Consider the following 22,913-nt stretch of genomic DNA (forward strand, 5'->3'; position numbering starts at 1 on the left):
GGCCGCCGCGGGGCCGCCGCGGAGCCCCTCCGGCCCGTCGGCGGCCCGCTCCGGACGCTTCTGCCCGGCCCCCGGCGCCGGCGCCCGCTCCGGACCCTCCCGGGGCCCGGGAACGCGAAAAAGGCCGGGCCGACCACCCGCGAGGGTGATCGGCCCGGCCCGTGGCATCCTCCGCCCTCAGTGAGGGCGTGCGGCTGCCTCCCGGCCCTCAGGGCCGGGGAGGAGTCACTTGACGGTGACCTTGGCGCCAGCGGCCTCGAGGGCAGCCTTGGCCTTCTCGGCAACGTCCTTGGCAACCTTCTCCAGGACCTTGGCACCAGCGGTGTCAACGAGGTCCTTGGCCTCCTTCAGGCCGAGGGAGGTCAGGGTGCGCACCTCCTTGATGACCTGGATCTTCTTGTCGCCGGCACCGTCGAGGATGACGTCGAACTCGTCCTGCTCCTCAACAGCCTCGACCGGGGCAGCGCCACCGGCGGCGGCAACGGCGACCGGAGCGGCAGCGGTGACGTCGAACTTCTCCTCGAACGCCTTCACGAAGGCGGCGAGCTCGATGAGGGTGAGCTCCTCGAACTGCGCGAGCAGCTCGTCCTGGGTCAGCTTCGCCATGATTGGCGTCCTTCCACTAATTCGGCAGGTGGTGCCGTATGTACGGGTTGGCGGGCGTACGGGCCCGCAGCGAGGCGTGAGCCTGCGGAATTACTCCGCGGCCTCGTCCTCGGCGGCGGGAGCCGGCGTACCGGCACCGCCCTGCTCGACCTTGTCGCGCAGCGCGTCCACAGTGCGGACGAGCTTCGACGGCAGGGCCTGGAAGAGCGCGGCAGCCTGGGACTGCTTGCCCTTCAGCGCGCCGGCCAGCTTGGCGAGCAGCACCTCGCGGGACTCGAGGTCCGCGAGCTTCTTGATCTCATCGGCGGTCAGCGCCTTACCGTCAAGGACACCGCCCTTGATGATGAGAGCGGGGTTCTCCTTGGCGAAGTCACGCAGAGCCTTCGCCGACTCCACCGGGTCACCGGTGACGAAGGCGACAGCCGTCGGACCGGCGAACAGGTCGTCGAGCTCCGTGATCCCGGCCTCATTGGCCGCAATCTTGGTCAGCGTGTTCTTCACCACGGCGTACTGGGCGTTGTCACCCAGCGAGCGACGCAGGGTCTTAACCTGCTTCACCGTCAGACCGCGGTACTCGGTCAGCACGGCCGCGTTCGAGGCACGGAACTGCTCCGTGATCTCGGCGACGGCGGCAGCCTTGTCGGGCCTAGCCATAGGCTTACGCCTCCTTCCGTGATGTCGAAGTCAGGCCGACCGCGAAAGTCGACCATTCGAACCTCGGACCACCGGACGGAAGGAAAGCTCCTGCGGAAAAGCAGATGAGCCCCGGTGCGCAGGCGCACGGGGCTCAGTTCGACCTCGACGGGTCCACGTGCGAACACGCGGGTCCCGGAAGTCCAAGCTCCAAACAATCCTGCGCGGGCTGCCTGCGACGAATCGCAGATCCTTCGGTCCCCGCGCCCCTTGCGAGTGCACGGCGACAACCAGCGGTCTTTGGCTTCGGTAACACTAGCCGGACTCGGCCGTCCGGGGCAAATCGCCCACCCGGGGCCCTCAGCGGGCCAGCGGGGAGATGCTTCGGGTGCCCACGTCCACGGTGTCCGCCTCGGCCGGGGCCTGCACCGAGAGGGTGCCGGCGAAGTCGCTGTAGAGCACCGCGTCGTCCGCCCGGCCGCTCGCCCCGGTGCCCGTGCGCTGCAGCCGGACCAGCTGGTCCTTGTCGTTCAGCCACAGGTCCAGGGTCAGCGAGACCGAGCCGCCGGGGGCCAGCGCGGCCCGCAGGCCGTCCCGGCGGGCCTGGCCCAGCTGGACCTGGGCGGCCGCGTAGCGCTCGGCGTCGGTGGTGACCCGGAAGTGCTCGACCGCCGAGTCCTCGAACTTCTCCTCGCCGAGGTACTGCGCCTCGATCCCGTCGGCGGTCGCGGCGGCCAGCGCCTCGACCGGGTTCAGCAGGTCGATCAGCCCGGCGTAGGGGATCTCCCGGTGGCCGTCCGCGGTCGGCGCCACGGAGAACCGCTCCCAGTGCCGGCCGGCCTGCCGGGCCGCGGTGGCCGCGTCACCGCCCTGGTACGCGACGGTGTCCACGACGATCAGCTGCTCGGCCTCGGCCGAAGTGGAACGTTTGACCTGGAGCGCGGTCTTCGGCTGCCAGAACAGCGGGCCGGAGCCGGCGTCCGCCCCCAGCCGGTAGCTGACCTTGGCCCGGCGGGCCGTCTGCATGGTGAGCTGGGCGGAGAGCAGGACGCCGTGCGGCGACCGGTCGGTGGGCTTGGCCGGCCCGGTCGCGGCGACGGTGCTCGGCGACGGGGTGCCGGACGGCACCGGCGAGGCGCCCCCGCCGCTGCCGCACGCGGTGAGACCGCTCGCCAGGAGCACCGCGGCCGTGATGGCCGCCAGTCGCTGCCGCACCGCCATGCCCCCTCTCCTTCCGTCCGGTCACCACTGCGGCGGTCCCGCTGCGGGCCGCCCCGTCCCCGGCCGCCGTGGACCGGCCGTGCTGTTCCAGCCACCTTGCCACCAGGGACCGGACCGACCTGCGGCGACCCCCTCGGCCCGTCGGGCGGTGTCGCCGGGCCCGGTGGGGTCAGCTGCGGAAGACCTTGGCGAAGTCGGCCCCCTTGCCGACGTCGCCCGCGGCCGGTGCCTCGATCTTGGGCGCGGCGCCGAGGCCCGAGTAGGTGACGGTGACGGCCGAGGACTCGCCGCCCTTGTCGCCGTACTCCCGGAGCTGGACGAGCTCCTGCTTGTCGTTGATCCAGAAGTCCACGGTCAGTGTGCTGCCGCCGGTGTCGAGCGTCTGGCGGACGGCCGCGCGCTGGTCGCCGCCGAGCGCGCTCAGGCTGTCGGCCAGCTTGGCGACCTCCTCGACGGCGCGGTAGTGGGTGGTCTGGACCCCGCCGACCGCCTCCGCGCCGACCTTGGTGAGCTTGCCGCCCTGGGCCGCCGCCGACAACTGGAGGACCGGGTTCGTCAGTTGCGCGACGGTCAGGAACATCACCGACATCGAGCCGACGATCGGGTCCTTCGGCTCGATCCTGGCCCAGTGCTTCCCGCCCAGCACGGCCGTGGTCTGCAGGCCGCCGCCGAGGTAGACCTCGTCACCGATGATCCTCGCCCTGGTGCCCGACTCGGTCTTGGCCGCGACGTCGACGACGGTCCGCTGCTGCCATTCGGCGGTACCGGCCATCGGGCCGGCCTCCGCGGTCAGCGCGAGCGAGCCGTTGCCGGCCCGCTGCATCACCACGGCCGAGGCGGCCAGCGCCGCCCGCGGGTCGAGTCCCGCCGCGGCGCCGGCCACGGCGTCACCGGCCGCCTTGGTGCCGGTCGTACCGTCGCTGCCGCAGGCCGCCAGCCCGGCGGCCAGGACGGTCGCCGCGACCGTGACGCACGCATGGCGCAGAACGCGCATAAGGAGCCCCCCAAAGACCTGATCATCAGAAAATACCCAGCGGACTCTAATGGATCACCGGGCGCCTTCCCCACCGCGTGCGGTGGCGCCGCCTAGCCCGCGGGGGCCGGGCTCTCGGTGCCCGTCCCGAGCTCGGAGACGTCCGTCGTGGTGACCACGGTTCCGGCGCTGCCCACGGCGGTGGCGCGCAGCCGCAGCAGGCGGTCGCCGGGCGCGATCCAGACGTCGTACCCGATGGCGGTCACGCCGCGCTCCCGGTAGTAGCGGAGGACCACCGCGAGCCGCTCGGGGGTGAGGCCCTGGTCCGCGGCGAAGTACTCGGCCACCGGCGCGCTCCCCTGATAGTGCGCCACGGTGGTGCCGGCGAGCTCCTCCCCGCCGAGCGAGGTGAGCCGGCCGGCCAGTGCCATGGTGTGCGCCGAGTCGCCCGGGTTGGATATCAGCCCGGTCATCCAGCCGCCCGCGTAGCCGCCCGCGCCCGGGACGGCTCGCGGGTCGAGCGACTCGGCCTCGGCCCGCTCGGCCCGCAGCGGCGCCGCCCCCTCGTACCCGAGGTCGACCGTGCCGTCCTGGCTGCGCAGCCGGCCGGTGCCCCGCTCGTCGGTGACGGTCAGCTCGGCCGCGTCCCGGGGGCCCCAGACCACGGTGCCGGCGGCGGTGCGCCGCCCGGCCGGGCCCTCCTCGACCGTCCGCACCCGCGCGCCGCCGGTGTCGTCCAGTGTCTGGGTGGCCGAGAGCAGCACCTGCTTGGGCGGGCGGACCATCGCGGGTGTGCCCAGCGGCGTGCGGTCCCCCGAGACCGCCAGCAGGCTGCACGCCGTCAGGCCGCTGGCGAGCACCAGGAGGGCCGCCCCCCAGGCGGCGGGGCGAAGGGCGGGCGGCACGGCACACTCCGGCGGTCGGCTTCGGTCGGGCATCGATCAGATGATCGGACCGGCCGAGCGTACGACGAGCCGCCCGGGAGTTCCCCACCGCCGGGATCTCGATCCGGACACGACGACGGGCCCGCACCCCCGGTGAGGGGGTACGGGCCCGTCGTGCGGACTACTGCTGCGCCCAGGACGCGGCTACCGGTCGGAGCTCAGGGCTCAGACGGAGGCCGGGTCCTCCTCGACCAGGAGGTTGCGGGTGCGGTTCGGGTCCACCAGGATGCCGGGGCCGATCGTGGTGCTGATCGCGGTCTTCTTGATGTAGCGACCCTTGGCGGCGGACGGCTTGGCGCGGAGCACCTCGTCCAGCGCGGCGGCGTAGTTCTCGACCAGCTGCTCGTCGGTGAAGGAGGCCTTACCGATGATGAAGTGCAGGTTCGAGTGCTTGTCGACGCGGAACTCGATCTTGCCGCCCTTGATCTCGTTCACGGCCTTGGCCACGTCCGGGGTCACGGTGCCGGTCTTCGGGTTCGGCATCAGGCCACGGGGACCGAGCACGCGGCCCAGGCGGCCGACCTTGCCCATGAGGTCCGGGGTGGCGACGACGGCGTCGAAGTCGAGGCGGCCCTTGGCGACCTCGTCGATGAGCTCGTCGGAGCCGACGATGTCGGCGCCCGCAGCACGCGCGGCCTCGGCACGCTCGCCGGTCGCGAAGACCAGGACCCGAGCGGTCTTACCGGTGCCGTGCGGGAGGATCACGGTGCTGCGGACCATCTGGTCGGCCTTGCGCGGGTCGACGCCCAGACGCATGGCGACCTCGACGGTGCCGTCGAACTTGCTGGTGCTGGTCGCCTTGGCGAGGCGGATGGCCTCGAGGGGGGCGTAAAGGCGCTCGCGGTCGACCTGTGCGTCCGCGGCCTTCAGAGCCTTGCTGCGCTTCACTGCTGCTCCTGAATGGGGAATGGAGTCGTGGTATGGACGGGCCGCGCAGGCCCTACCACAAGGACGAGAAGGGTGATCAGCCCTCGACCGTGATGCCCATCGACCGGGCGGTGCCGGCGATGATCTTGGACGCGGCGTCCAGGTCGTTGGCGTTCAGGTCGGGGAGCTTGACCGTGGCGATCTCGCGGACCTGGGCGGCCGTGAGCTTGGCGACCTTGGTCTTGTGCGGCTCGGCCGAGCCCTTGTCCACGCCCGCGGCCTTCAGGATGAGGCGCGCGGCCGGCGGCGTCTTCGTGATGAAGGTGAAGGAACGGTCGTCGTAGACCGTGATCTCCACCGGCACGATCATGCCGCGCTGCGACTCGGTCGCGGCGTTGTAGGCCTTGCAGAACTCCATGATGTTGACGCCGTGCTGACCCAGCGCGGGGCCGACCGGCGGCGCCGGGTTGGCCGCACCGGCGTTGATCTGGAGCTTGATAAGCCCCGTGACCTTCTTCTTCTTGGGAGGCATTTCTCTCCGGGTCCTTCCGAGAGGTGATTGCTGGTGCGTGCGGAACCGGGGCGACACCCAGCCGCCAGCACACACATCGGACCAGGCTAACGCGGATGCGCCGCTGGACCAAAACGACTTCGGGGCGGAGCCGAAGCCCCGCCCCGAAGCCGAGGACTCGTCCGAGTCCCCGCGGCCGTACTAGTTCTTCTGGATCTGGTCGAAGGAGAGCTCGACCGGGGTCTCCCGGCCGAAGATCTCGACCAGGCCCTTGACCTTCTTCGAGTCCGGGTTGATCTCGTTGATCGTCGCCTGGAGGGTGGCGAAGGGGCCGTCGGTGACGGTGACCGAGTCGCCGACCTCGAAGTCCAGGACCTGGATCTCGCTGGGCTTGACCGGCGACGGCTTGCCGGCGTCCTTGGCCGCCTGGCGCTCGACGTCGGGGGCGAGCATCTTGACGACCTCGTCCAGCGTCAGCGGGTACGGGTCGTAGGCGTTGCCGACGAAGCCGGTGACACCGGGGGTGTTGCGCACGACGCCCCAGGACTCCGGGGTGAGGTCCATGCGCACCAGCACGTAGCCGGGGAGCTTGTTCTGGCGGATGGTCTTGCGGTCGCCGTTCTTGATCTGGACGACCTCCTCCTGCGGCACCTCGGCCTGGAAGATGTACTCCTCGACGTTGAGGGAGACCGCGCGCTGCTCCAGGTTCTGCTTCACCCGGTTCTCGTAGCCGGCGTAGGTGTGGATCACGTACCACTCGCCGGGCATGAAGCGCAGGTCCTCGCGGAACTTGGCGACCGGGTCGACCTCGACGGCCTCCTCGGCGGCTTCCTCCTCGGCCTCCGCCTCGGCGCCGGCCTCGTCCGCTGCCTCGTCCTCGTCCTGGTCCTCGGCGGCCTCGGTGTCCTCGGCGGCCTCGGCGTCGAGCTCCTCGGCGGACTCCGCGTGCAGCGCGGCCTCCTCGGCGGGCTCGCCGGCCTCGGCCTCGTCGTCCGCCGCGACCTCGTCCTCGTCGCTGTCCGCGGCGTCCACGATCTGCTCGGCGGCCTCGGCTTCGTCAGCCAGCTCGGCCGCGTCCAGCTCGGCGGCGACATCCGCCTCGCGGACGGTCTCGTCGGCGTCGTACAGGGGGGACTCAGACACGGTGGCTGCTTCTTTCCTGGAGATGGTGAAGGTGGCGCGCTCCGGGACCTTTCCGGCGCCGCTCTGCTTCACACGGGCGCCAGGAGATGACTCGGAGACTTCAACAGTACCGAGTCAACGGTAGCGGCCTCGTACGTCCGGCGCCGACAGCTCGACCCGGGCCGAAGAATCGGCCCGGGTCGGGAAGCTGTTTCGAAGGTGGGACCGCTCGGTCAGCCGAAGACCCAGAGGCTGAGCTTCGAGAAGCCGTAGTCGAGGCCGGCGACGAACGCCATCACGACCACGACGAACACGACCACCACGGTGGTGTAGTTGACCAGCTCGTTGCGGGAGGGCCAGACGACCTTGCGCAGCTCCGCGATGATCTGGCGGTAGAACAGCGCGAGCCGGGCGAAGGCGCCCTTCTTGGCACGCTTGCCGGACTTCTTGTCCGCGCGGCCTGCCCGCTTGCGGTCGCGGCGCGACTGCCCCTCGTCCCCGCCCTCGGCAGGCGTGGTCTCGTCAGCGCCGTCGGCACCCTCGGGGTTGCCGCTCTCAGGCGTTGCGGTGGAGCCCGTGGTCTCCGTCACTCGTCCTCACCTGAATCCGGGTCCTGCCGAGCATCACCTGCGTGCCCGAGAGGGCACGAGCGGCCGGCTAAAGCGGTGCTGTTCGGAGCCCTCTCCGCATCAAGCCCGCTCGCTCTGTGGAGCGAACGGGCTGAATACGGATCAAGCAGCAGGGCAAGAGGGACTTGAACCCCCAACCGCCGGTTTTGGAGACCGGTGCTCTACCAATTGAGCTATTGCCCTACGGTGCCTCTCGGCCCCTGTAGCGACCACCAACCTACCGCATCTCCCGCCGCTGCATGCACAGGCGGTGGAAGCGTGGCTTCTCGGTGGCCGTCGAGGAGTGAGTGTACGTGGTCGAGAGGCGTTTGGTCGAACCTCTTCTTTCACGTCCGACCACCGAACCGACCACCGAACCGGCCGCCTGACGACCACGGACCGGCCCCGCTCCGGGCCACCATCCGGACGAGCCCGTACATATGGTGAAACCCCCATGCCCGGTCCGTCCCGGTTCTGCGACCATGCAGGCATGAGCGCTTCCACCCCGCAGCCCGACAGTTCCGTCCGCCCCGCCGACCGCCGGGTCTCCGCCCGGATCGGCGCGATCGCCGAGTCCGCGACCCTCGCCGTGGACGCCAAGGCCAAGGCCCTCAAGGCGGCCGGCCGGCCGGTCATCGGCTTCGGCGCCGGCGAGCCGGACTTCCCCACCCCGGACTACATCGTCGAAGCCGCCGTCGAGGCCTGCCGCGACCCGAAGAACCACCGCTACACCCCGGCCGGCGGCCTGCCGGAGCTGAAGGCCGCGATCGCCGCCAAGACGCTGCGCGACTCCGGCTACCAGGTGGACGCCTCCCAGGTGCTGGTGACCAACGGCGGCAAGCAGGCGATCTACGAGGCCTTCGCCGCGATCCTCGACCCGGGCGACGAGGTCATCGTCCCTGCCCCGTACTGGACCACCTACCCGGAGTCGGTGCAGCTGGCCGGCGGTGTGCCGGTGGAGGTCGTGGCCGACGAGACCACCGGCTACAAGGTCTCGGTCGAGCAGCTGGAGGCCGCCCGCACCGAGAACACCAAGGTGGTGCTCTTCGTCTCGCCGTCCAACCCGACCGGCGCGGTCTACACCGAGGCCGAGGCCCGGGCCATCGGCGAGTGGGCCCTGGAGCACGGCCTCTGGGTGCTGACCGACGAGATCTACGAGCACCTGGTCTACGGCGACGCGAAGTTCACCTCGCTGCCGGCCCTGCTGCCCGAGCTCGCGGACAAGACCATCGTGGTCAACGGCGTGGCCAAGACCTACGCCATGACCGGCTGGCGGGTGGGCTGGCTGATCGCCCCCAAGGACGTCGTCAAGGCCGCGACCAACCTGCAGTCGCACGCCACCTCGAACGTCTCCAACGTCGCGCAGCGCGCCGCGCTCGCCGCCGTCAGCGGTGACCTCGCCGCCGTGCACGAGATGCGCACCGCCTTCGACCGGCGCCGCAGGACCATCGTGAAGATGCTGAACGAGATCGAGGGCGTCCTCTGCCCCGAGCCCGAGGGCGCGTTCTACGTCTACCCGTCGGTCAAGGGCCTGCTGGGCAAGGAGATCCGCGGCACCCGTCCGCAGAGCTCCGCCGAGCTGGCCGCGCTGATCCTGGACGAGGTCGAGGTCGCGGTCGTCCCCGGCGAGGCCTTCGGCACCCCGGGCTACCTGCGGCTCTCCTACGCGCTCGGCGACGCCGACCTGGTCGAGGGCGTCGGCCGGATGCAGAAGCTGCTCGCCGAGGCCACCGCCTGACGGTCCCGACCGTCCCGCTCCACCGCGGACCGCCCCCTTTTCACCCCTTCGGGGGACGGGAAGGGGGCGGTTCCCGTATCGGGGCCCGATACGGCAGTATCGGCGAATGGAACGCCTGCTGAATCCGCGAGACGTCAGGGACCTCCCCAAGGCCCACCTGCACCTGCACTTCACCGGCTCGATGCGCCCCGCCACCCTGCTGGAGCTGGCCGACAAGCACGGCGTCCGGCTGCCGGAGGCGCTCAGCTCCGCCGAGCCGCCCAGGCTGCGGGCCACCGACGAACGCGGCTGGTTCCGCTTCCAGCGCCTCTACGACACCGCCCGCTCGGTGCTGCGCGACGAGTCCGACATCCGCCGCCTGGTGCTGGAGACCGCCGAGGACGAGCGGCGGGACGGCTCGCGCTGGCTGGAGATCCAGGTCGACCCGACCTCGTACGCGCCCCGGCTGGGCGGTCTGATCCCCGCCCTCGAACTGATCCTGGACGCGGTGGAGCAGGCCGCCGGGGCGACCGGCGTCGGGATCCGGGTGCTGGTCGCGGCCAACCGGATGAAGTCCCCGATGGACGCCCGGACGCTGGCCCGGCTGGCCGTCCGCTACACCGACCGGGGGGTGGTCGGCTTCGGCCTCTCCAACGACGAACGGCGCGGCCTCGCCCGGGACTTCGACCGGGCCTTCGACATCGCCCGCAAGGGCGGGCTGCTGGCCGCCCCGCACGGCGGCGAACTGGCCGGGCCCGAGTCGGTCCGGGACTGCCTGGACGACCTGGGCGCCGGCCGGATCGGCCACGGCGTCCGGGCCGCCGAGGACCCCCGGCTGATGCAGCGGCTGGCCGACCGGCAGGTCACCTGCGAGGTCTGCCCGTCCTCCAACGTCTCGTTGGGCGTCTACGAGCGGGCCGAGGACGTCCCGCTGCGGCGACTGTTCGACGCGGGCGTCCCGCTGGCACTGGGCGCCGACGACCCGCTGCTGTTCGGCACCCGGCTGGCCGCCCAGTACGAGCTGGCCCGCGACGTGCTCGGCTTCTCCGACGCCGAACTCGCCGAGCTGGCCCGCCAGTCGGTGCGCGGCTCACGCGCGCCGGACAGCGTCCGCAAGGAGCTGCTGGCGGACATCGACGGCTGGCTCGGGGACGGCACCACCCCGGGGGTGGCGGCCGCCCGGGGCTTCCCGGCCGCCCAGCACCCGGGCCGCGCCGCCGGCTAGAGCTCGACGCCCACCATCACCGGCTCGTTGACCAGCTCCACGCCGAACGCGGACCGGACGCCGTCGCGGATCTCGCGGGCCAGCGCCAGCAGGTCCTCGGCGGTGGCCGCGCCGCGGTTGGTCAGGGCCAGGGTGTGCTTGGTGGAGAGGGTGGCCGGGCCGCTGCCGTACCCCTTGCCGAAGCCGGCCTTGTCGATCAGCCAGGCCGCCGAGGTCTTGGTCCGGCCGTCCGGCGCCGGGTAGGCGGGGGCGGTGAGCTCGCGCGCGGCCGCCAGCGCCAGGAAGGCGGCGTACTGCTCGGCGGTCAGCACCGGGTTGGTGAAGAAGGAGCCCGCCGACCAGGTGTCGTGGTCGGCCGCGTCGAGCACCATGCCCTTGCCCGCGCGCAGCGTCAGCACGGCGTTCCAGGCGGTGGTGAGGTCGACCCGCTCACCCGGCAGCACGCCCAGGTGCCGGGCCGTCTCGGCGTAGGCGACCGGGGTGGAGAGCCCGCCGCCGTCCTCCAGGCCGAAGCGGACCCGGAGCACGACGTAGCGGTCCGGGTCGGCCTTGAAGCGGCTGTGCCGGTAGGAGAAGCCGCACTCGGCGTTGGTGAGGGTGACCACCCGGTCGCTCCGGCGGTCGTAGGCGACCACCTCGGTGATCGACTGGGCGACCTCCTGGCCGTACGCACCCACGTTCTGGACCGGGGTGGCACCGGCCGAGCCGGGGATCCCGGCCAGGAACTCGATCCCGGCCAGGCCGTGCTCCAGCACGGTCCTGGTCACCGCGTCGGCCCACACCTCACCGGCCGCGAGTTCCAGGGTGGTGCCGTCCAGCACGAAGCCGGTGGTGGCGATCCGCAGCACCGTCCCGGCGAAGCCGGCGTCGCCGATCACCAGGTTGGAGCCGCCGCCGAGGACCAGCAGCGGCTCGCCGGCCGCGTCGGCCTCCCGGACGGTGGCGATCACGTCCTCGTCGGTCTGCGCGGTCACCAGCCGGCGGGCGGGACCGCCGAGCCGCAGGGTGGTCAGCGGGGCGAGGGGGGCGTCGAGTTCTACCAGCACGCCCCCAGCGTACGGGGAGGGGCCGGTCCGCCCCTCCCCGCCGGGCGCTCGGGCTCCGGGCGCTCAGGCCAGCCGGACGACGGCGCGGGACATGCCCAGCACCTTCAGGCCGCCGAAGGTCGCCAGCAGGTCGACCTGCACCTTCCGGTCGTCCAGCAGCTTGGCGACCTTGCCGGTCACCTCGATCACGGAGCCGACGCCGTCGTTGGGCACCGTCACCGGCCGGGTGAAGCGCACGCCGTACTCGACCACCGCGCCCGGGTCGCCGACCCAGTCGGTGACCACCCGGACCGCCTCGGCCATGGTGAACATGCCGTGCGCGATGACGTCGGGCAGGCCGACCTCCAGCGCGAACTTCTCGTTCCAGTGGATCGGGTTGAAGTCCCCGGAGGCGCCCGCGTACTGCACCAGCGTGGCGCGCGTCACGGGGAAGGACCGCGCCGGCAGCTCGGTGCCGACCGCGACCTCGTCGTAGCTGATCGCCATGGTGTTACTCCCCCGCCTCGTCGGCGGCCCGGGCCACCAGGGTCATGACCGACGTCACCACGTGCTCGCCGGTCGCGTCCGTCACCTCGCCGCGCACCGTGAGCACGTCGTTGCCCGCGAGCGACTTGATGTTGTCGATGGTCACCGCGACGGAGAGCCGGTCGCCGGCCCGCACCGGGCGGGTGTAGACGAACTTCTGGTCACCGTGCACCACGCGGCTGTAGTCCAGGCCCAGCTGCGGGTCCTCCACCACCTGGCCGGCGGCCCGGTAGGTGAGCACGAACGGGAAGGTCGGCGGGGCGATGACGTCCGGGTGGCCGAACGCCTTGGCCGCCTCCGGGTCGGTGTACGCCGGGTTGGCGTCGCCCACGGCGACGGCGAACTCGCGGATCTTCTCCCGGCCGACCTCGTACGGCTCGGTGGGCGGGTACGTCCGCCCGATGAAGGAGGGGTCGAGTGCCATGGCAGCTCCTCAAGAGCGCGGTGAATGACGAAAAGACTCCGGGCCGCACCCTGTGAGGGGTACGGCCCGGAGTCGTAGACCTGTGATCACACAGGCCCGCGGACACGCGACAGGGTCAGCGGGTCTCGCGGTGCGCGGTGTGCGAGTTGCAGCGGGGGCAGTGCTTCTTCATCTCAAGACGGTCCGGGTCGTTACGCCGGTTCTTCTTGGTGATGTAGTTCCGCTCCTTGCACTCCACGCAGGCCAGCGTGATCTTCGGGCGGACATCGGTGGCAGCCACGGGAGTGCCTTCCTTGGACATTGAATAAGAACACAACAAGAGTAGCCGACCGGGAGTGCGATCTCCCGACCGACTACGCGGGGTAGCGGTGACCGGACTTGAACCGGTGACACAGCGATTATGAGCCGCTTGCTCTACCAACTGAGCTACACCGCCACAGTGATCCGGAGCACAGCCGAAGCTGACTCCTTCTCACCAGAGCCCCCATGCGGAATCGAACCGCAGACCTTCTCCTTACCATGGAGACGCTCTACCGACTGAGCTATAGGGGCGAACGAGGAAGAGATTACACGTTCCGCGCCCAGAGGTGAAATCCGTATCCCGGCGCGAAGACCGCAGGTGGGCGAGGTGCACGGGCGAGCGATCGAAGGCAGGGCGTTCGATCGGCCCCGGTGGGGCGCGGCCCGACCCGATACGACTATTGCCCGCGTCCCCGCACCCCGTGCCCCCGCGCCATAGGCTCGTCGCTCATTGATCGGGACGGGCCGGGGATCCGCACCGGCCGGCGCGAGGGAGGAACCGGGCGATGGACAGCGCACCCTCCGACGGGCCCCACCCCGGGTCCGGACCGGCCGCCAACCCGCTGGGGCACGGCCCCGTCCTGCTGCTCACCGACGCCCGGCTCGCCGACGGCCGGGTGGTGGACGTACGGATCAGCGGCGACCGGATCCAGGCCGTCGGCACCACCGGCAGCCTCGGCCCACTGCCGGCCCTGCCCGGTGCCCCCACCACGACAACCGGGGCCCGGATCGACCTCAAGGGCTATCTGCTGCTGCCGGCCCCCGCCGAGGCGCACGCCCACTACGACGTCGCCTTCTCGGCCGCGCTGCCCGCGCCGCCGCCGGAGACCTCCGGCGACCTGACCCGCCGGGTCACCGAGGCCGCGCTCACCTCGCTGGGCTACGGCGCCACCGCGCAGCGCACCCACGTCCGGATCGGCGACGTGCACGGGCTGCGCCGGCTGGAGGCGGTGCTCACCGCCCGGCAGGCGCTGCGCGGCCTGGCGGAGCTGCAGGCGGTCGCGATGCCCCGGCTGCTCACCGGTCTGGCCGGCGCGGACGGCCGGGCCCAGCTGCGCGACGCGCTCAAGCTCGGCGCCACCGCGGCCGGCGGCTGTCCGGAGCTGGACCCTGACCCGGCCGGGTACGTCCAGGTGCTGCTGGAGGCCGCCCGGGAGGCGGACTGCCCGGTGGACCTGCACACCACCGGGGCCGACGCGGCGCAGCTGGCCCGGCTGGCGAGCGCGCTCGCCCCGCTGCGGCCCCGGGTGGTGCTCGGCCCGTGCGGCGCGCTGGCGCCGGGCGGGCCGGCGGTGCTGGCCAGCAGCGGCGTCCGGGTGGTCTGCCTGCCGCAGAACGGCGGCTGCAGCGGTCTGGAGGGCCGGGCGGCCGGGATGCGGCCGGGGCTGCCGCGGGAGCTGGCGCAGGCCCGGGTACCGCTCTCGGCCGGCAGCGGCTCGCTGCGGGACCCGGCCAACCCGGTGGGCCGGGCCGATCCGCTGGAGGCCGCCTACCTGCTGGCGGCGAGCGGGGTGCTGGACGTGGAGGAGGCGTACGACGCGGTGGCCAACCAGGCCCGGGCGGCGCTCGGGCTGCCGCCGGTCCGGGTGGACGCCGGGTTCCCGGCGGAGCTGCTGGCGGTGCGCGGGGACAGCCTGGCGGGGGCGCTCGCGGGCGGACACAGCCGGCTGGTGGTGCACAGCGGGCGGATCGTCAGCCGGACCAGTGCCGTGCGGGAGTTCGCCGACACGGTGGCGCTGGCGCTGCCGCGGCAGTCGGGGAGCACGGGCGGGGGCTGAGCGGCGGGCCGGCGGCGGCCCGACCGGGACAGCTGAGCAGGGCCGAGCAGGGCAGCCGAGCAGGGCCGAGCGGGTGACAGGGGCGCGCGTCGTTGGTCGCGCGCCCCTCCCCCACCGGTCGGCCGCCGAGGCGGCGGAGCGGTCCCGGCATCCCCCACATGGAGCAGGGCCGCTCGCTCACCGACGACGCTACGCCCGCCGACCGCCCCGTCCGGCCCGTCCTGACGCCCTCCTGTCGCCCGGCGGCCCACCTTTGACGCTCCGTTGACGCGCGGTCGTCGGGGCGCCGCCGCCGTCCCGGCGTCAGGGCTCGTACCGGTAGCCGAGACCGGGCTCGGTGATCAGGTGGCGCGGCCGGGCCGGATCGCGTTCCAGCTTGCGGCGCAGCCCCGCCAGGTAGACCCGCAGGTAGTTGCCGCGCCCCTCCTGCGCCGGGCCCCAGACCTCGCGCAGGATCCGCCGGCCGGGCACCAGGCGGCCGGGGTCGGCGAGCAGCAGCGCCAGGATCCGCCACTCGGTGGGGGTGAGCCGGACCGGGCCGTCCGGGCCGGTCACGGTGGTGGCGGCGAGGTCGACGGTGTGGGCGCCGATCACCCGCGCGGCCGGGGCCGGGCCGCCCGGCGGACGGCGCAGGACGGCGCGCAGCCGGGCCAGCAGTTCCTCCATCAGGAACGGCTTGGTGAGGTAGTCGTCGGCGCCGGCGTCCAGGGCGCCCACCTTGTCGGCCGCGCCGGTGCGGCCGGAGAGCACGATGATCGGTACGGCGCTGCGGCTGCGCAGGCCCCGGATGACGTCCAGGCCGTCCAGGTCGGGCAGGCCCAGGTCGAGCAGGACGGCGTCGGGCGAGGTCCGGGCGGCGCGGTCCAGGGCCTCGCCGCCACTGGCGGCCGTCCGGACGGCGTACCGGCGGGCGCTCAGGTTGATCCGCAGGGTACGCAGCAGCGCCGGTTCGTCGTCGACGATCAGGATCTCGCTCATGCGGGCGCTCCTCCCGGGTGGGCGGCGGGCAGGGTGAGCAGCATGGTGGTGCCGCCGCCGGGGGTGTCCTCGACCTCCAGGCCGCCGCCCATGGCCTCGGCGAGGCCGCGGGAGAGGGCGAGGCCGAGGCCGACGCCGGTGGTGTTGTCGGTGTCGCCGAGGCGCTGGAAGGGCAGGAAGACGCGGTCGCGGTCCTCGGCGGCGATGCCGGGGCCGCGGTCGATCACCCTGACCTCGACCCGGTCGCCGAGGTGGCTGGCGGCGACCAGGACCGGCGTGCCGGGGGCGGTGTGGCGCAGGGCGTTGGCGATGACGTTGGCCAGGACGCGCTCCAGCAGCGGCGGGTCGACCAGGACGGCCGGAACGCCCTCCTCGATGTCGAACGTGAGGTCGAGCGGCCCTACCGGCGCGTACGGGTCGGGGAGGGTGTCCAGGGCCCGGGGCAGGATCTCGTCCAGGTGGGTCTCGGCGAGGTGGAGGGTGAGGGCCCCGGCCTGGAGGCGGCTCATGTCGAGCAGGTTGTCCACCAGCCGGGTGAGCTTGACCAGGGACTCGTCGGCGGTGGCCAGGAGTTCGGCCCGGTCCTCGGCGGAGAACTCGACGTCGGGGCTGCGCAGCGAGCCGACCGAGGCCAGGGCGGCGGCCAGCGGGGTGCGCAGGTCGTGGCTGACGGCGGCGAGCAGGGCGGTGCGCATCCGGTCGGCGGCCCTGATCGGTTCGACCTCGGCGGCCACCACGGCGAGCCGGTCGCGTTCCAGCGCGGCGGCCACGTGGGCGGCGAACGCGGTGAGGACGCGCTGGTCGGCGGCGGGCAGCCGGCGGCCGGTGAGCGCCAGCAGGGCGTCGGCGCCGACCGGGACCTCGGTGGTCCCGCCGGGCCCGGCGGGCCCGCCCTCGCCGTCGCAGCGGGCCAGCACCGCGCCGCCGGTGCGTTCCAGCAGGGCGACGGAGTCCATCCCGAAGGCCGTCCGGGACTTCTCCAGCAGGGCGGGCAGGGCGTCGGCGCCGCGCAGCACGCTGCCGGCCAGGGTGGAGAGGGTCTCGGCCTCGGCGGTGGCCCGGGCGGCCCGGGTGGTGAGCCGGCCCGCGTGGTCGACCACGGTGGAGACGGTGAGCGCGACGGCGGCGAACACCAGCAGGGCGACGAGATTGTTGGTCTCGCCGATGGTCAGGGTGTGCAGGGGCGGGATGAAGAAGTAGTTCAGCAGCAGCGAGGCGACGAGGGAGGCCAGCAGGGCCGAGGTGGCGCCGCCGAGCAGGGCGACGACGACCACGCCCAGCTGGAAGATCAGCGCGTCGGTGGTCAGGTTGACGGTGCCGTGGGACTGCGAGAGGCCGGCCGTCAGCAGCCAGGGCAGCACGAGTCCGGCGGCGTAGCCGGCGACGGTGCGGCGCCTGGAGTGGCGGCGGCCGAGCGGGGGCAGCCGGCCGCGGCCGGTGAACGCGTGGGTGACCATGTGGACGTCGATGTCCTCGGAGGCGTCCACGGTGGTCTCGCCGATGCCGGGGCCGGTGAGGAGCCGGGTGATCCGGCCGCGCCGGCTGGTGCCGAGGACGAGCTGGGTGGCGTCGTGGGCGCGGGCGAAAGCCAGCAGCGCGGTGGGGATGTCGTCGCCGACCACCACGTGGTAGCTGCCGCCCAGCGCCTCCACCAGCTGCCGCTGCTGGGCGAGCGCCCCCGAGGACGCCCCGGCCAGGCCGTCGCTGCGGGTGACGTGCACGGCGAGCAGGTCGCCGCCCGCCGTGCGGTCGGCGATCCGGGCGGCGCGGCGGATCAGCGTCTCGCCCTCGGGGCCGCCGGTGAGGGCGACCACCACCCGCTCGCGGGTCTCCCAGACGCGGTCGATGCGGTGGCTGGCCCGGTAGTCGCGCAGCCCCTCGTCGACCCGCCCGGCCACCCAGAGCAGGGCGAGCTCGCGCAGGGCGGTGAGATTGCCGACCCGGAAGTAGTTCGAGAGCGCGGCGTCCACTTTCTCCGCCCGGTAGACGTTGCCGTGGGCCATCCGGCGGCGCAGCGCCTGGGGGGCCATGTCGACGAGTTCGATCTGGTCGGCCCGGCGGACCACCTCGTCCGGGACGGTCTCGCGCTGGGGGATGCCGGTGATCTTCTGGACGACGTCGTTCAGCGATTCCAGGTGCTGGACGTTGACGGTGGTGATGACGTCGATCCCGGCGGCCAGCAGCTCCTCGACGTCCTGCCAGCGCTTGGCGTGCCGGCCGCCGGGGACGTTGGTGTGCGCGAGCTCGTCCACCAGCACCAGGGAGGGGCGGCGGGCGAGCAGCGCGTCGAGGTCCATCTCCTCGAACTCGGCGTCCCGGTAGGACCGTCGGGCCCGGGGAGCGACGTCCAGGCCGTCGAGCATGGCCTCGGTGTGGCGGCGGCCGTGGCACTCGATGTAGCCGACCACCACCTCCGCGCCGCGGTCCTGTCTGCGCCTGGCCTCGTCCAGCATCCGGTAGGTCTTGCCGACACCGGGGGCGGAACCGAGGTACACCCTCAGCCGGCCGCGGCGGGGGCCGGTGCCGGGGGCGAGGTCGCGGGCCATGGGCGCTGCTCTTTCGTCTTCGTACGGGGGTCGGGGCGTACGGCGGCCGACCCGGGCGCGGGGTGGTGCCCCGGCCCGGGTCGGCCTGTCTCACGGCGCTGCCTGCCTGGCCGTCACTTCTGGTGTGCCAGAGCCGTGTTGAGAAGGACGATGTTGACTCCCGGCTGGCCGAGGAAGCCCAGCGAGCGGCCCTCGGTGTACCTGTCGATCAGCTTCTCCACCGTCTCCACCGGCAGGTTCCGGGCCCCGGCGACCCGGGCGGCCTGCTCCTCGGCGTAGGCGACCGAGATGTGCGGGTCGAGGCCCGAGCCGGAGGCGGTGACCGCGTCCACCGGCACCTTCGCCGGGTCGACGCCGTCGAACGCGGCGACCGCGGCGCGGCGGTCCTCGATCGCCTTGGCGAGGTCCCCGCTGTTCGGGCCCAGGTTGGAGGCGCCGGAGCTCTTCGGGTCGTACCCGCCGGCGGAGGGCCGGGGCTGGAACCACTCCGGGTCCGGCCGGGCCGCCTCGTTCTCGTCGCCGGGGTTCCGCTTGGGCAGGTCGAAGGTCTGGCCCAGCAGACTGGAGCCGACCTCCTTGCCGTCGGCCCTCACGATCGAGCCGTCGGCCTTGTCGGCGAAGGCGACCTGGCCGATGCCGGTGACCAGCAGCGGGTAGGCGAGGCCGAGGATCACCGTCATCACCAGCAGCATCCGCAGTGCGGTGAGGTGCGTGCGCACGGTGGTGGGCAGGGGCTTGGACATCTGGATTCTCCTCTCTCAGCTCAGGCCGGGGACGAACTGGACGACGAGGTCGATCAGCTTGATCCCGACGAAGGGGACGACCAGACCGCCGAAGCCGTAGACCCCGAGGTTGCGACGCAGCAGGGAACTCGCTTCCGACGGGCGGTACTTGACCCCGCGCAGGGCGAGCGGGATCAGGCCGACGATGACCAGGGCGTTGAAGACGATCGCCGAGGTGATCGCGGACTGCGGGCTGTGCAGGCCCATGATGTTGAGCCTGTCCAGGCCCGGGTAGACCGCCGCGAACATCGCCGGGATGATCGCGAAGTACTTCGCGACGTCGTTGGCGATCGAGAAGGTGGTGAGCGCGCCGCGGGTGATCAGGAGCTGCTTGCCGATCTCGACGATCTCGATCAGCTTGGTGGGGTTGGAGTCCAGGTCGACCATGTTGCCGGCCTCCTTGGCCGCCATGGTCCCGGTGTTCATCGCGACGCCGACATCGGCCTGGGCGAGGGCGGGGGCGTCGTTGGTGCCGTCGCCGGTCATCGCGACCAGCTTGCCGCCCGCCTGCTCCTTCTTGATCAGGGCCATCTTGTCCTCGGGGGTGGCCTCGGCGAGGAAGTCGTCCACGCCCGCCTCCTCCGCGATCGCCCTGGCGGTCAGCGGGTTGTCGCCGGTGATCATGATGGTCCTGATGCCCATCCGGCGCAGTTCGTCGAACCGCTCCCGCATGCCCTCCTTGACGACGTCCTTGAGGTGGATGACGCCCAGCACCCGAGCCGGGGCCGAGGCCGTGCGCGTCGCCACCACCAGCGGTGTGCCGCCGGCCGCCGAGATGCCGTCGACCAGGGCGGAGACCTCGTCGGTGACCGTGCCACCGTGGCCGGTGACCCAGAGGGTGACCGCGGCGGCCGCGCCCTTGCGGATCTGGTGGACCCCGTCGGCCTCGTCCAGGTCGACGCCGGACATCCGGGTCTGCGCGGTGAACGGCACCCAGGTGGCGTGCGTCAACTCGCCCTGGGCACGCGCCCGCAGACCGTAGTCCGTCTTGGCGAGGACGACGATCGAGCGGCCCTCCGGCGTCTCGTCCGCCAGGGACGACAGCTGCGCCGCGTCCGCGAGGTCCCCGATGCCCACACCCTGGGCCGGCTGGAACTCGGCGGCCTGGCGGTTGCCGAGGGTGATGGTGCCGGTCTTGTCGAGCAGCAGCGTGTTGACGTCACCCGCCGCCTCGACGGCCCGGCCGGACATCGCCAGCACGTTGCGCTGGACCAGCCGGTCCATGCCCGCGATGCCGATCGCCGACAGCAGCGCGCCGATGGTGGTCGGGATGAGCGCCACGATCAGGGCGACCAGCACGATCATCGACTGCGGCGCACCCGCGTAGGTGGCCATCGGTTGGAGCGTGACGACCGCGATCAGGAAGACGATCGTCAGCGAGGCCAGCAGGATGTTGAGCGCGATCTCGTTCGGCGTCCTCTGCCGGGCCGCGCCCTCGACCAGGGCGATCATCCGGTCGATGAACGACTTGCCGGGCTCGGAGGCGATCTTCACCACGATCCGGTCGGAGAGCACCTTGGTGCCACCGGTGACCGCGCTGCGGTCACCGCCCGACTCGCGGATCACCGGCGCGGACTCACCCGTGATCGCCGACTCGTCCACCGAGGCGACCCCCTCGACGACGTCGCCGTCGCCGGGGATGATCTGCCCGGCCTCGACCACCACGTGGTCACCCAGGCACAGCGCCGTCCCCGGCACCTCCTCCTCGGCCCGGCTCGCCGGCCAGTCGGTGAGCCGGCGGGCCATGGTGTCCGTCTTGGTCCTGCGCAGGGTGTCCGCCTGCGCCTTCCCGCGGCCCTCGGCCACCGCCTCGGCCAGGTTGGCGAAGACGGTGGTCAGCCAGAGCCAGACGGTGATCGACCAGGCGAAGACGGACGGGTCGGCGATCACGGCGATCGTGGTCACGACCGAGCCGACCTCGACCACGAACATCACCGGGTTCCTGACCATCACCCGGGGGTCGAGCTTCTTCACCGCGTCGGGCAGCGACGCGACGATCAGCTTCGGGTCCAGCAGTCCGCCGGAGACCCTGTGCGGCGCCGCCGCGGGTGCCTGCGGCTGCGCGGCCGGCTTGTCGGTAAGGGTGGAGGACATCAGGAGAGACCTTCCGCGATCGGCCCGAGAGCCAGGGCCGGGAAGTAGGTGAGACCGACGACGATCAGGACGACGCCCGACAGCAGGCCCACGAACAGCGGCTTGTGGGTGGGCAGGGTGCCCGGGGTGGCGGGGACCGGCTGCTGGCTCGCGAGCGAGCCGGCCAGCGCCAGGACGAAGACCATCGGCAGGAACCGGCCGAACACCATCGCCAGTCCGATCGCGGTGTCGTACCAGTCGGTGTTCACCGTGATCCCGGCGAACGCCGAACCGTTGTTGTTCGCGCCCGAGGTGAACGCGTACAGCACCTCGGAGAAGCCGTGCGCACCGGAGTTGAGCATCCCGGCCCGCTCACCGGGCAGCGCCATCGCCACCCCGGTGCCGACCAGCACCAGCGTCGGCGTGGTCAGGATGTAGAGCGAGGCGAACTTCATCTCCCGCCCGCCCAGCTTCTTGCCCAGGTACTCCGGGGTCCGGCCGACCATCAGACCGGCCACGAAGACCGCGACGATCGCCAGCACCAGCATCCCGTACAGGCCCGAACCGGTGCCGCCGGGCGCGATCTCGCCCAGCATCATGTTGAACATCGTCAGCCCGCCGCCGAACGGCGAGTACGAGTCGTGGAAGGAGTTCACCGCGCCGGTCGAGGTGAGCGTCGTCGAGGCCGCGAACAGGCTGGACGCCGCGATGCCGAACCGCTGCTCCTTGCCCTCCATCGCGCCGCCGGCCGCCTGCAGCGCGGTACCGGAGTGCCGGGCCTCGGAGAGGGTGATCAGCGCGACCGAGGCCACCCAGAACAGGCCCATCACCGCGACGATCGCGTAGCCCTGCCGGTGGTCGCCCACCATCTTCCCGAAGGCGCGCGGCAGCGCGAACGGGATCAGCAGGATCAGGAAGACCTGCAGCAGGTTGGTGAACCCGGTGGGGTTCTCGAACGGGTGGGCCGAGTTGGCGTTGTAGAAGCCGCCGCCGTTGGTGCCCAGCAGCTTGATGACCTCCTGCGAGGCCACCGCCCCGCCCGGGACCGCCTGCGGGTCGCCCGCCAGAGTGGTCACCTCGTGGAACCCGTGGAAGTTCTGCACCACCCCGTTCGCCACCAGGACCAGCGCGAAGACGATCGAGACCGGCAGCAGCAGCCGCAGCGTGATCCGGGTCAGGTCGACCCAGAAGTTGCCCACCCGGTCCGTCCGGTTGCGGGTGAAGCCCCGGATCAGCGCGGCCACCACGGCGATGCCGACGGCGGCGGAGACGAAGTTCTGCACCGCCAGGCCCGCCATCTGCGCCAGGTGCCCCATCGCGGACTCGCCGCTGTAGGACTGCCAGTTGGTGTTGGCGGTGAAGGAGATCGCGGTGTTCCACGCCTGGTGCCCCGACATCTGCGGGACCCCGAGGCTCAGCAACAGGTGTCCCTGGAGCCGGATCAGGCCGTAGAGGAAGAGCACCGAGACGGCCGAGAAGGCCAGCACCGAACGCAGGTAGACCGGCCAGCGCTGGTCGGCGTCGCCGTCCACCCCGACGACCTTGTACAGGCCGCGCTCCGCTCTGAGGTGCTTGGACGTGGTCAGGATCCGGGCGACGTAGTCGCCCAGGGGCCGGTAGCACAGGGCCAGCGCGCCCACCAGGGCGACGACCTGCGACCAGCCCGCGAGAACGGAACCCATGTCAGAACTTCTCCGGGTAGATCAGCGCGACGACGAGGTAGCCGACGAGGGCGACGGCCACGATGAGACCTGCGACGTTCTCGGCGCTCACAGCTTCTCCACCCCCCGCGCGATCAGGGCGATGACGGCGAACACGGCGACCGTGACACCGACGTGGATGAGATCGGACATGGGCTCCACCACAGTGGTTCGGAGGTGGCCGCGAACCGGCCCCTGCGGGCGGTCGACGCGGCACCGGCGGTGGGCCGGCCTCGCCAGCCAACCGCGCCTACGGACCGTCACCGCCGTTCTTGACGCCCTCCATACGGCGCCCGTTCGATTGTTGACGGGCTCCATACGGTGACTCCACGCG

The 22,913-nt window shown here is 72.3% G+C and carries 22 protein-coding genes and 3 tRNA genes; 3 read left to right on the top strand and 22 right to left on the bottom strand.

Annotated elements, in window-relative coordinates:
• Positions 1-225: 225 nt before the first annotated feature.
• From rplL to ABZ495_RS07025, 10 genes are all read right to left on the bottom strand, one after another.
• A complete protein-coding gene (gene rplL, locus ABZ495_RS06980; protein ID WP_329488166.1) occupies positions 226-606 on the bottom strand; it encodes a 50S ribosomal protein L7/L12 in 381 nt (126 codons plus the stop codon).
• 90 nt (positions 607-696) lie between these two features.
• Positions 697-1,260 carry a 50S ribosomal protein L10 gene (gene rplJ, locus ABZ495_RS06985; RefSeq protein WP_359803449.1) on the bottom strand — a complete coding sequence of 188 codons (564 nt, stop codon included), beginning with the start codon at positions 1,258-1,260 and terminating at the stop codon, positions 697-699.
• A 339-nt stretch (positions 1,261-1,599) separates the two neighbouring features.
• Positions 1,600-2,460 (bottom strand): hypothetical protein, encoded by an 861-nt coding sequence (locus ABZ495_RS06990; RefSeq protein WP_329488168.1) that lies wholly within the window; start codon positions 2,458-2,460, stop codon positions 1,600-1,602.
• Positions 2,461-2,629: 169 nt separating this feature from the next.
• A complete protein-coding gene (locus ABZ495_RS06995; RefSeq protein WP_359803445.1) occupies positions 2,630-3,454 on the bottom strand; it encodes a hypothetical protein in 825 nt (274 codons plus the stop codon).
• 92 nt (positions 3,455-3,546) lie between these two features.
• Positions 3,547-4,338 carry a hypothetical protein gene (locus ABZ495_RS07000; RefSeq protein WP_359834816.1) on the bottom strand — a complete coding sequence of 264 codons (792 nt, stop codon included), beginning with the start codon at positions 4,336-4,338 and terminating at the stop codon, positions 3,547-3,549.
• A 204-nt stretch (positions 4,339-4,542) separates the two neighbouring features.
• Positions 4,543-5,265: a 50S ribosomal protein L1 gene (gene rplA, locus ABZ495_RS07005; RefSeq protein WP_359803441.1), complete on the bottom strand. Its 723-nt coding sequence runs from the start codon at positions 5,263-5,265 to the stop codon at positions 4,543-4,545.
• Between the two features lie 76 nt (positions 5,266-5,341).
• Complete coding sequence (gene rplK / locus ABZ495_RS07010; RefSeq protein ID WP_148644356.1) at positions 5,342-5,776, bottom strand: 50S ribosomal protein L11; 435 nt, start codon at positions 5,774-5,776, stop codon at positions 5,342-5,344.
• Between the two features lie 180 nt (positions 5,777-5,956).
• Positions 5,957-6,835, bottom strand: coding sequence for a transcription termination/antitermination protein NusG (gene nusG / locus ABZ495_RS07015; RefSeq protein WP_359834924.1), 879 nt, complete (start codon positions 6,833-6,835; stop codon positions 5,957-5,959).
• Between the two features lie 275 nt (positions 6,836-7,110).
• Positions 7,111-7,467 (bottom strand): preprotein translocase subunit SecE, encoded by a 357-nt coding sequence (gene secE, locus ABZ495_RS07020; protein ID WP_329488174.1) that lies wholly within the window; start codon positions 7,465-7,467, stop codon positions 7,111-7,113.
• 149 nt (positions 7,468-7,616) lie between these two features.
• Positions 7,617-7,689: transfer RNA gene (locus ABZ495_RS07025), tRNA-Trp, on the bottom strand.
• A gap of 286 nt (positions 7,690-7,975) precedes the next feature.
• On the opposite strand from ABZ495_RS07025, the gene ABZ495_RS07030 reads away from it, so the two are divergent.
• Together ABZ495_RS07030 and ABZ495_RS07035 are read left to right on the top strand one after the other, a co-directional pair.
• The gene (locus ABZ495_RS07030; RefSeq protein ID WP_352286320.1) at positions 7,976-9,223 is read left to right on the top strand and encodes a pyridoxal phosphate-dependent aminotransferase; all 1,248 of its coding nucleotides are present in this window, start codon (positions 7,976-7,978) and stop codon (positions 9,221-9,223) included.
• Positions 9,224-9,329: 106 nt separating this feature from the next.
• Complete coding sequence (locus tag ABZ495_RS07035; RefSeq protein ID WP_329488176.1) at positions 9,330-10,427, top strand: adenosine deaminase; 1,098 nt, start codon at positions 9,330-9,332, stop codon at positions 10,425-10,427.
• Here the strand turns inward: ABZ495_RS07035 and ABZ495_RS07040 are convergent.
• From ABZ495_RS07040 to ABZ495_RS07065, 6 genes are all read right to left on the bottom strand, one after another.
• Positions 10,424-11,473: a UDP-N-acetylmuramate dehydrogenase gene (locus ABZ495_RS07040; protein WP_329488177.1), complete on the bottom strand. Its 1,050-nt coding sequence runs from the start codon at positions 11,471-11,473 to the stop codon at positions 10,424-10,426. The genes ABZ495_RS07035 and ABZ495_RS07040 overlap by 4 nt on opposite strands.
• A 63-nt stretch (positions 11,474-11,536) precedes the next feature.
• Positions 11,537-11,959 carry a MaoC family dehydratase gene (locus ABZ495_RS07045; RefSeq protein WP_329488178.1) on the bottom strand — a complete coding sequence of 141 codons (423 nt, stop codon included), beginning with the start codon at positions 11,957-11,959 and terminating at the stop codon, positions 11,537-11,539.
• A gap of 4 nt (positions 11,960-11,963) precedes the next feature.
• Positions 11,964-12,422, bottom strand: a complete 459-nt coding sequence (locus tag ABZ495_RS07050; RefSeq protein WP_329488179.1) for a MaoC family dehydratase N-terminal domain-containing protein — start codon at positions 12,420-12,422, stop codon at positions 11,964-11,966.
• 115 nt (positions 12,423-12,537) lie between these two features.
• Positions 12,538-12,702, bottom strand: a complete 165-nt coding sequence (gene rpmG, locus ABZ495_RS07055) for a 50S ribosomal protein L33 (protein WP_006604855.1) — start codon at positions 12,700-12,702, stop codon at positions 12,538-12,540.
• A gap of 83 nt (positions 12,703-12,785) precedes the next feature.
• Positions 12,786-12,858, bottom strand: a tRNA-Met gene (locus tag ABZ495_RS07060).
• A 43-nt stretch (positions 12,859-12,901) separates the two neighbouring features.
• Positions 12,902-12,974, bottom strand: a tRNA-Thr gene (locus ABZ495_RS07065).
• 254 nt (positions 12,975-13,228) lie between these two features.
• Here ABZ495_RS07065 and ABZ495_RS07070 point away from each other — a divergent pair.
• The gene (locus ABZ495_RS07070) at positions 13,229-14,500 is read left to right on the top strand and encodes a hydrolase (RefSeq protein ID WP_359803437.1); all 1,272 of its coding nucleotides are present in this window, start codon (positions 13,229-13,231) and stop codon (positions 14,498-14,500) included.
• 303 nt (positions 14,501-14,803) lie between these two features.
• On the opposite strand, the gene ABZ495_RS07075 is transcribed toward ABZ495_RS07070, so the two are convergent.
• From ABZ495_RS07075 to kdpF, 6 genes are all read right to left on the bottom strand, one after another.
• The gene (locus ABZ495_RS07075; protein ID WP_352286313.1) at positions 14,804-15,478 is read right to left on the bottom strand and encodes a response regulator; all 675 of its coding nucleotides are present in this window, start codon (positions 15,476-15,478) and stop codon (positions 14,804-14,806) included.
• Positions 15,475-18,024 (bottom strand): ATP-binding protein, encoded by a 2,550-nt coding sequence (locus ABZ495_RS07080; protein WP_359834818.1) that lies wholly within the window; start codon positions 18,022-18,024, stop codon positions 15,475-15,477. The genes ABZ495_RS07075 and ABZ495_RS07080 overlap by 4 nt, the downstream gene beginning before the upstream one ends.
• Positions 18,025-18,137: 113 nt before the next feature.
• On the bottom strand, positions 18,138-18,767 hold the full coding sequence (gene kdpC, locus ABZ495_RS07085) for a potassium-transporting ATPase subunit KdpC (RefSeq protein WP_359803431.1): 630 nt from the start codon (positions 18,765-18,767) through the stop codon (positions 18,138-18,140).
• Between the two features lie 15 nt (positions 18,768-18,782).
• Entirely contained in the window at positions 18,783-20,900 is a 2,118-nt protein-coding gene (gene kdpB / locus ABZ495_RS07090) for a potassium-transporting ATPase subunit KdpB (protein WP_359834820.1), read from the bottom strand.
• Positions 20,900-22,561: a potassium-transporting ATPase subunit KdpA gene (gene kdpA / locus ABZ495_RS07095; protein ID WP_359803427.1), complete on the bottom strand. Its 1,662-nt coding sequence runs from the start codon at positions 22,559-22,561 to the stop codon at positions 20,900-20,902. Before kdpA ends, kdpB begins: the two co-directional genes overlap by 1 nt.
• A 1-nt stretch (position 22,562) precedes the next feature.
• Positions 22,563-22,652, bottom strand: a complete 90-nt coding sequence (gene kdpF, locus ABZ495_RS07100) for a K(+)-transporting ATPase subunit F (RefSeq protein ID WP_238863773.1) — start codon at positions 22,650-22,652, stop codon at positions 22,563-22,565.
• Between the last annotated feature and the right edge of the window lie 261 nt (positions 22,653-22,913).

This window comes from Kitasatospora sp. NPDC005748, from assembly GCF_040630735.1.
Taxonomy (GTDB): Bacteria; Actinomycetota; Actinomycetes; order Streptomycetales; family Streptomycetaceae; genus Kitasatospora.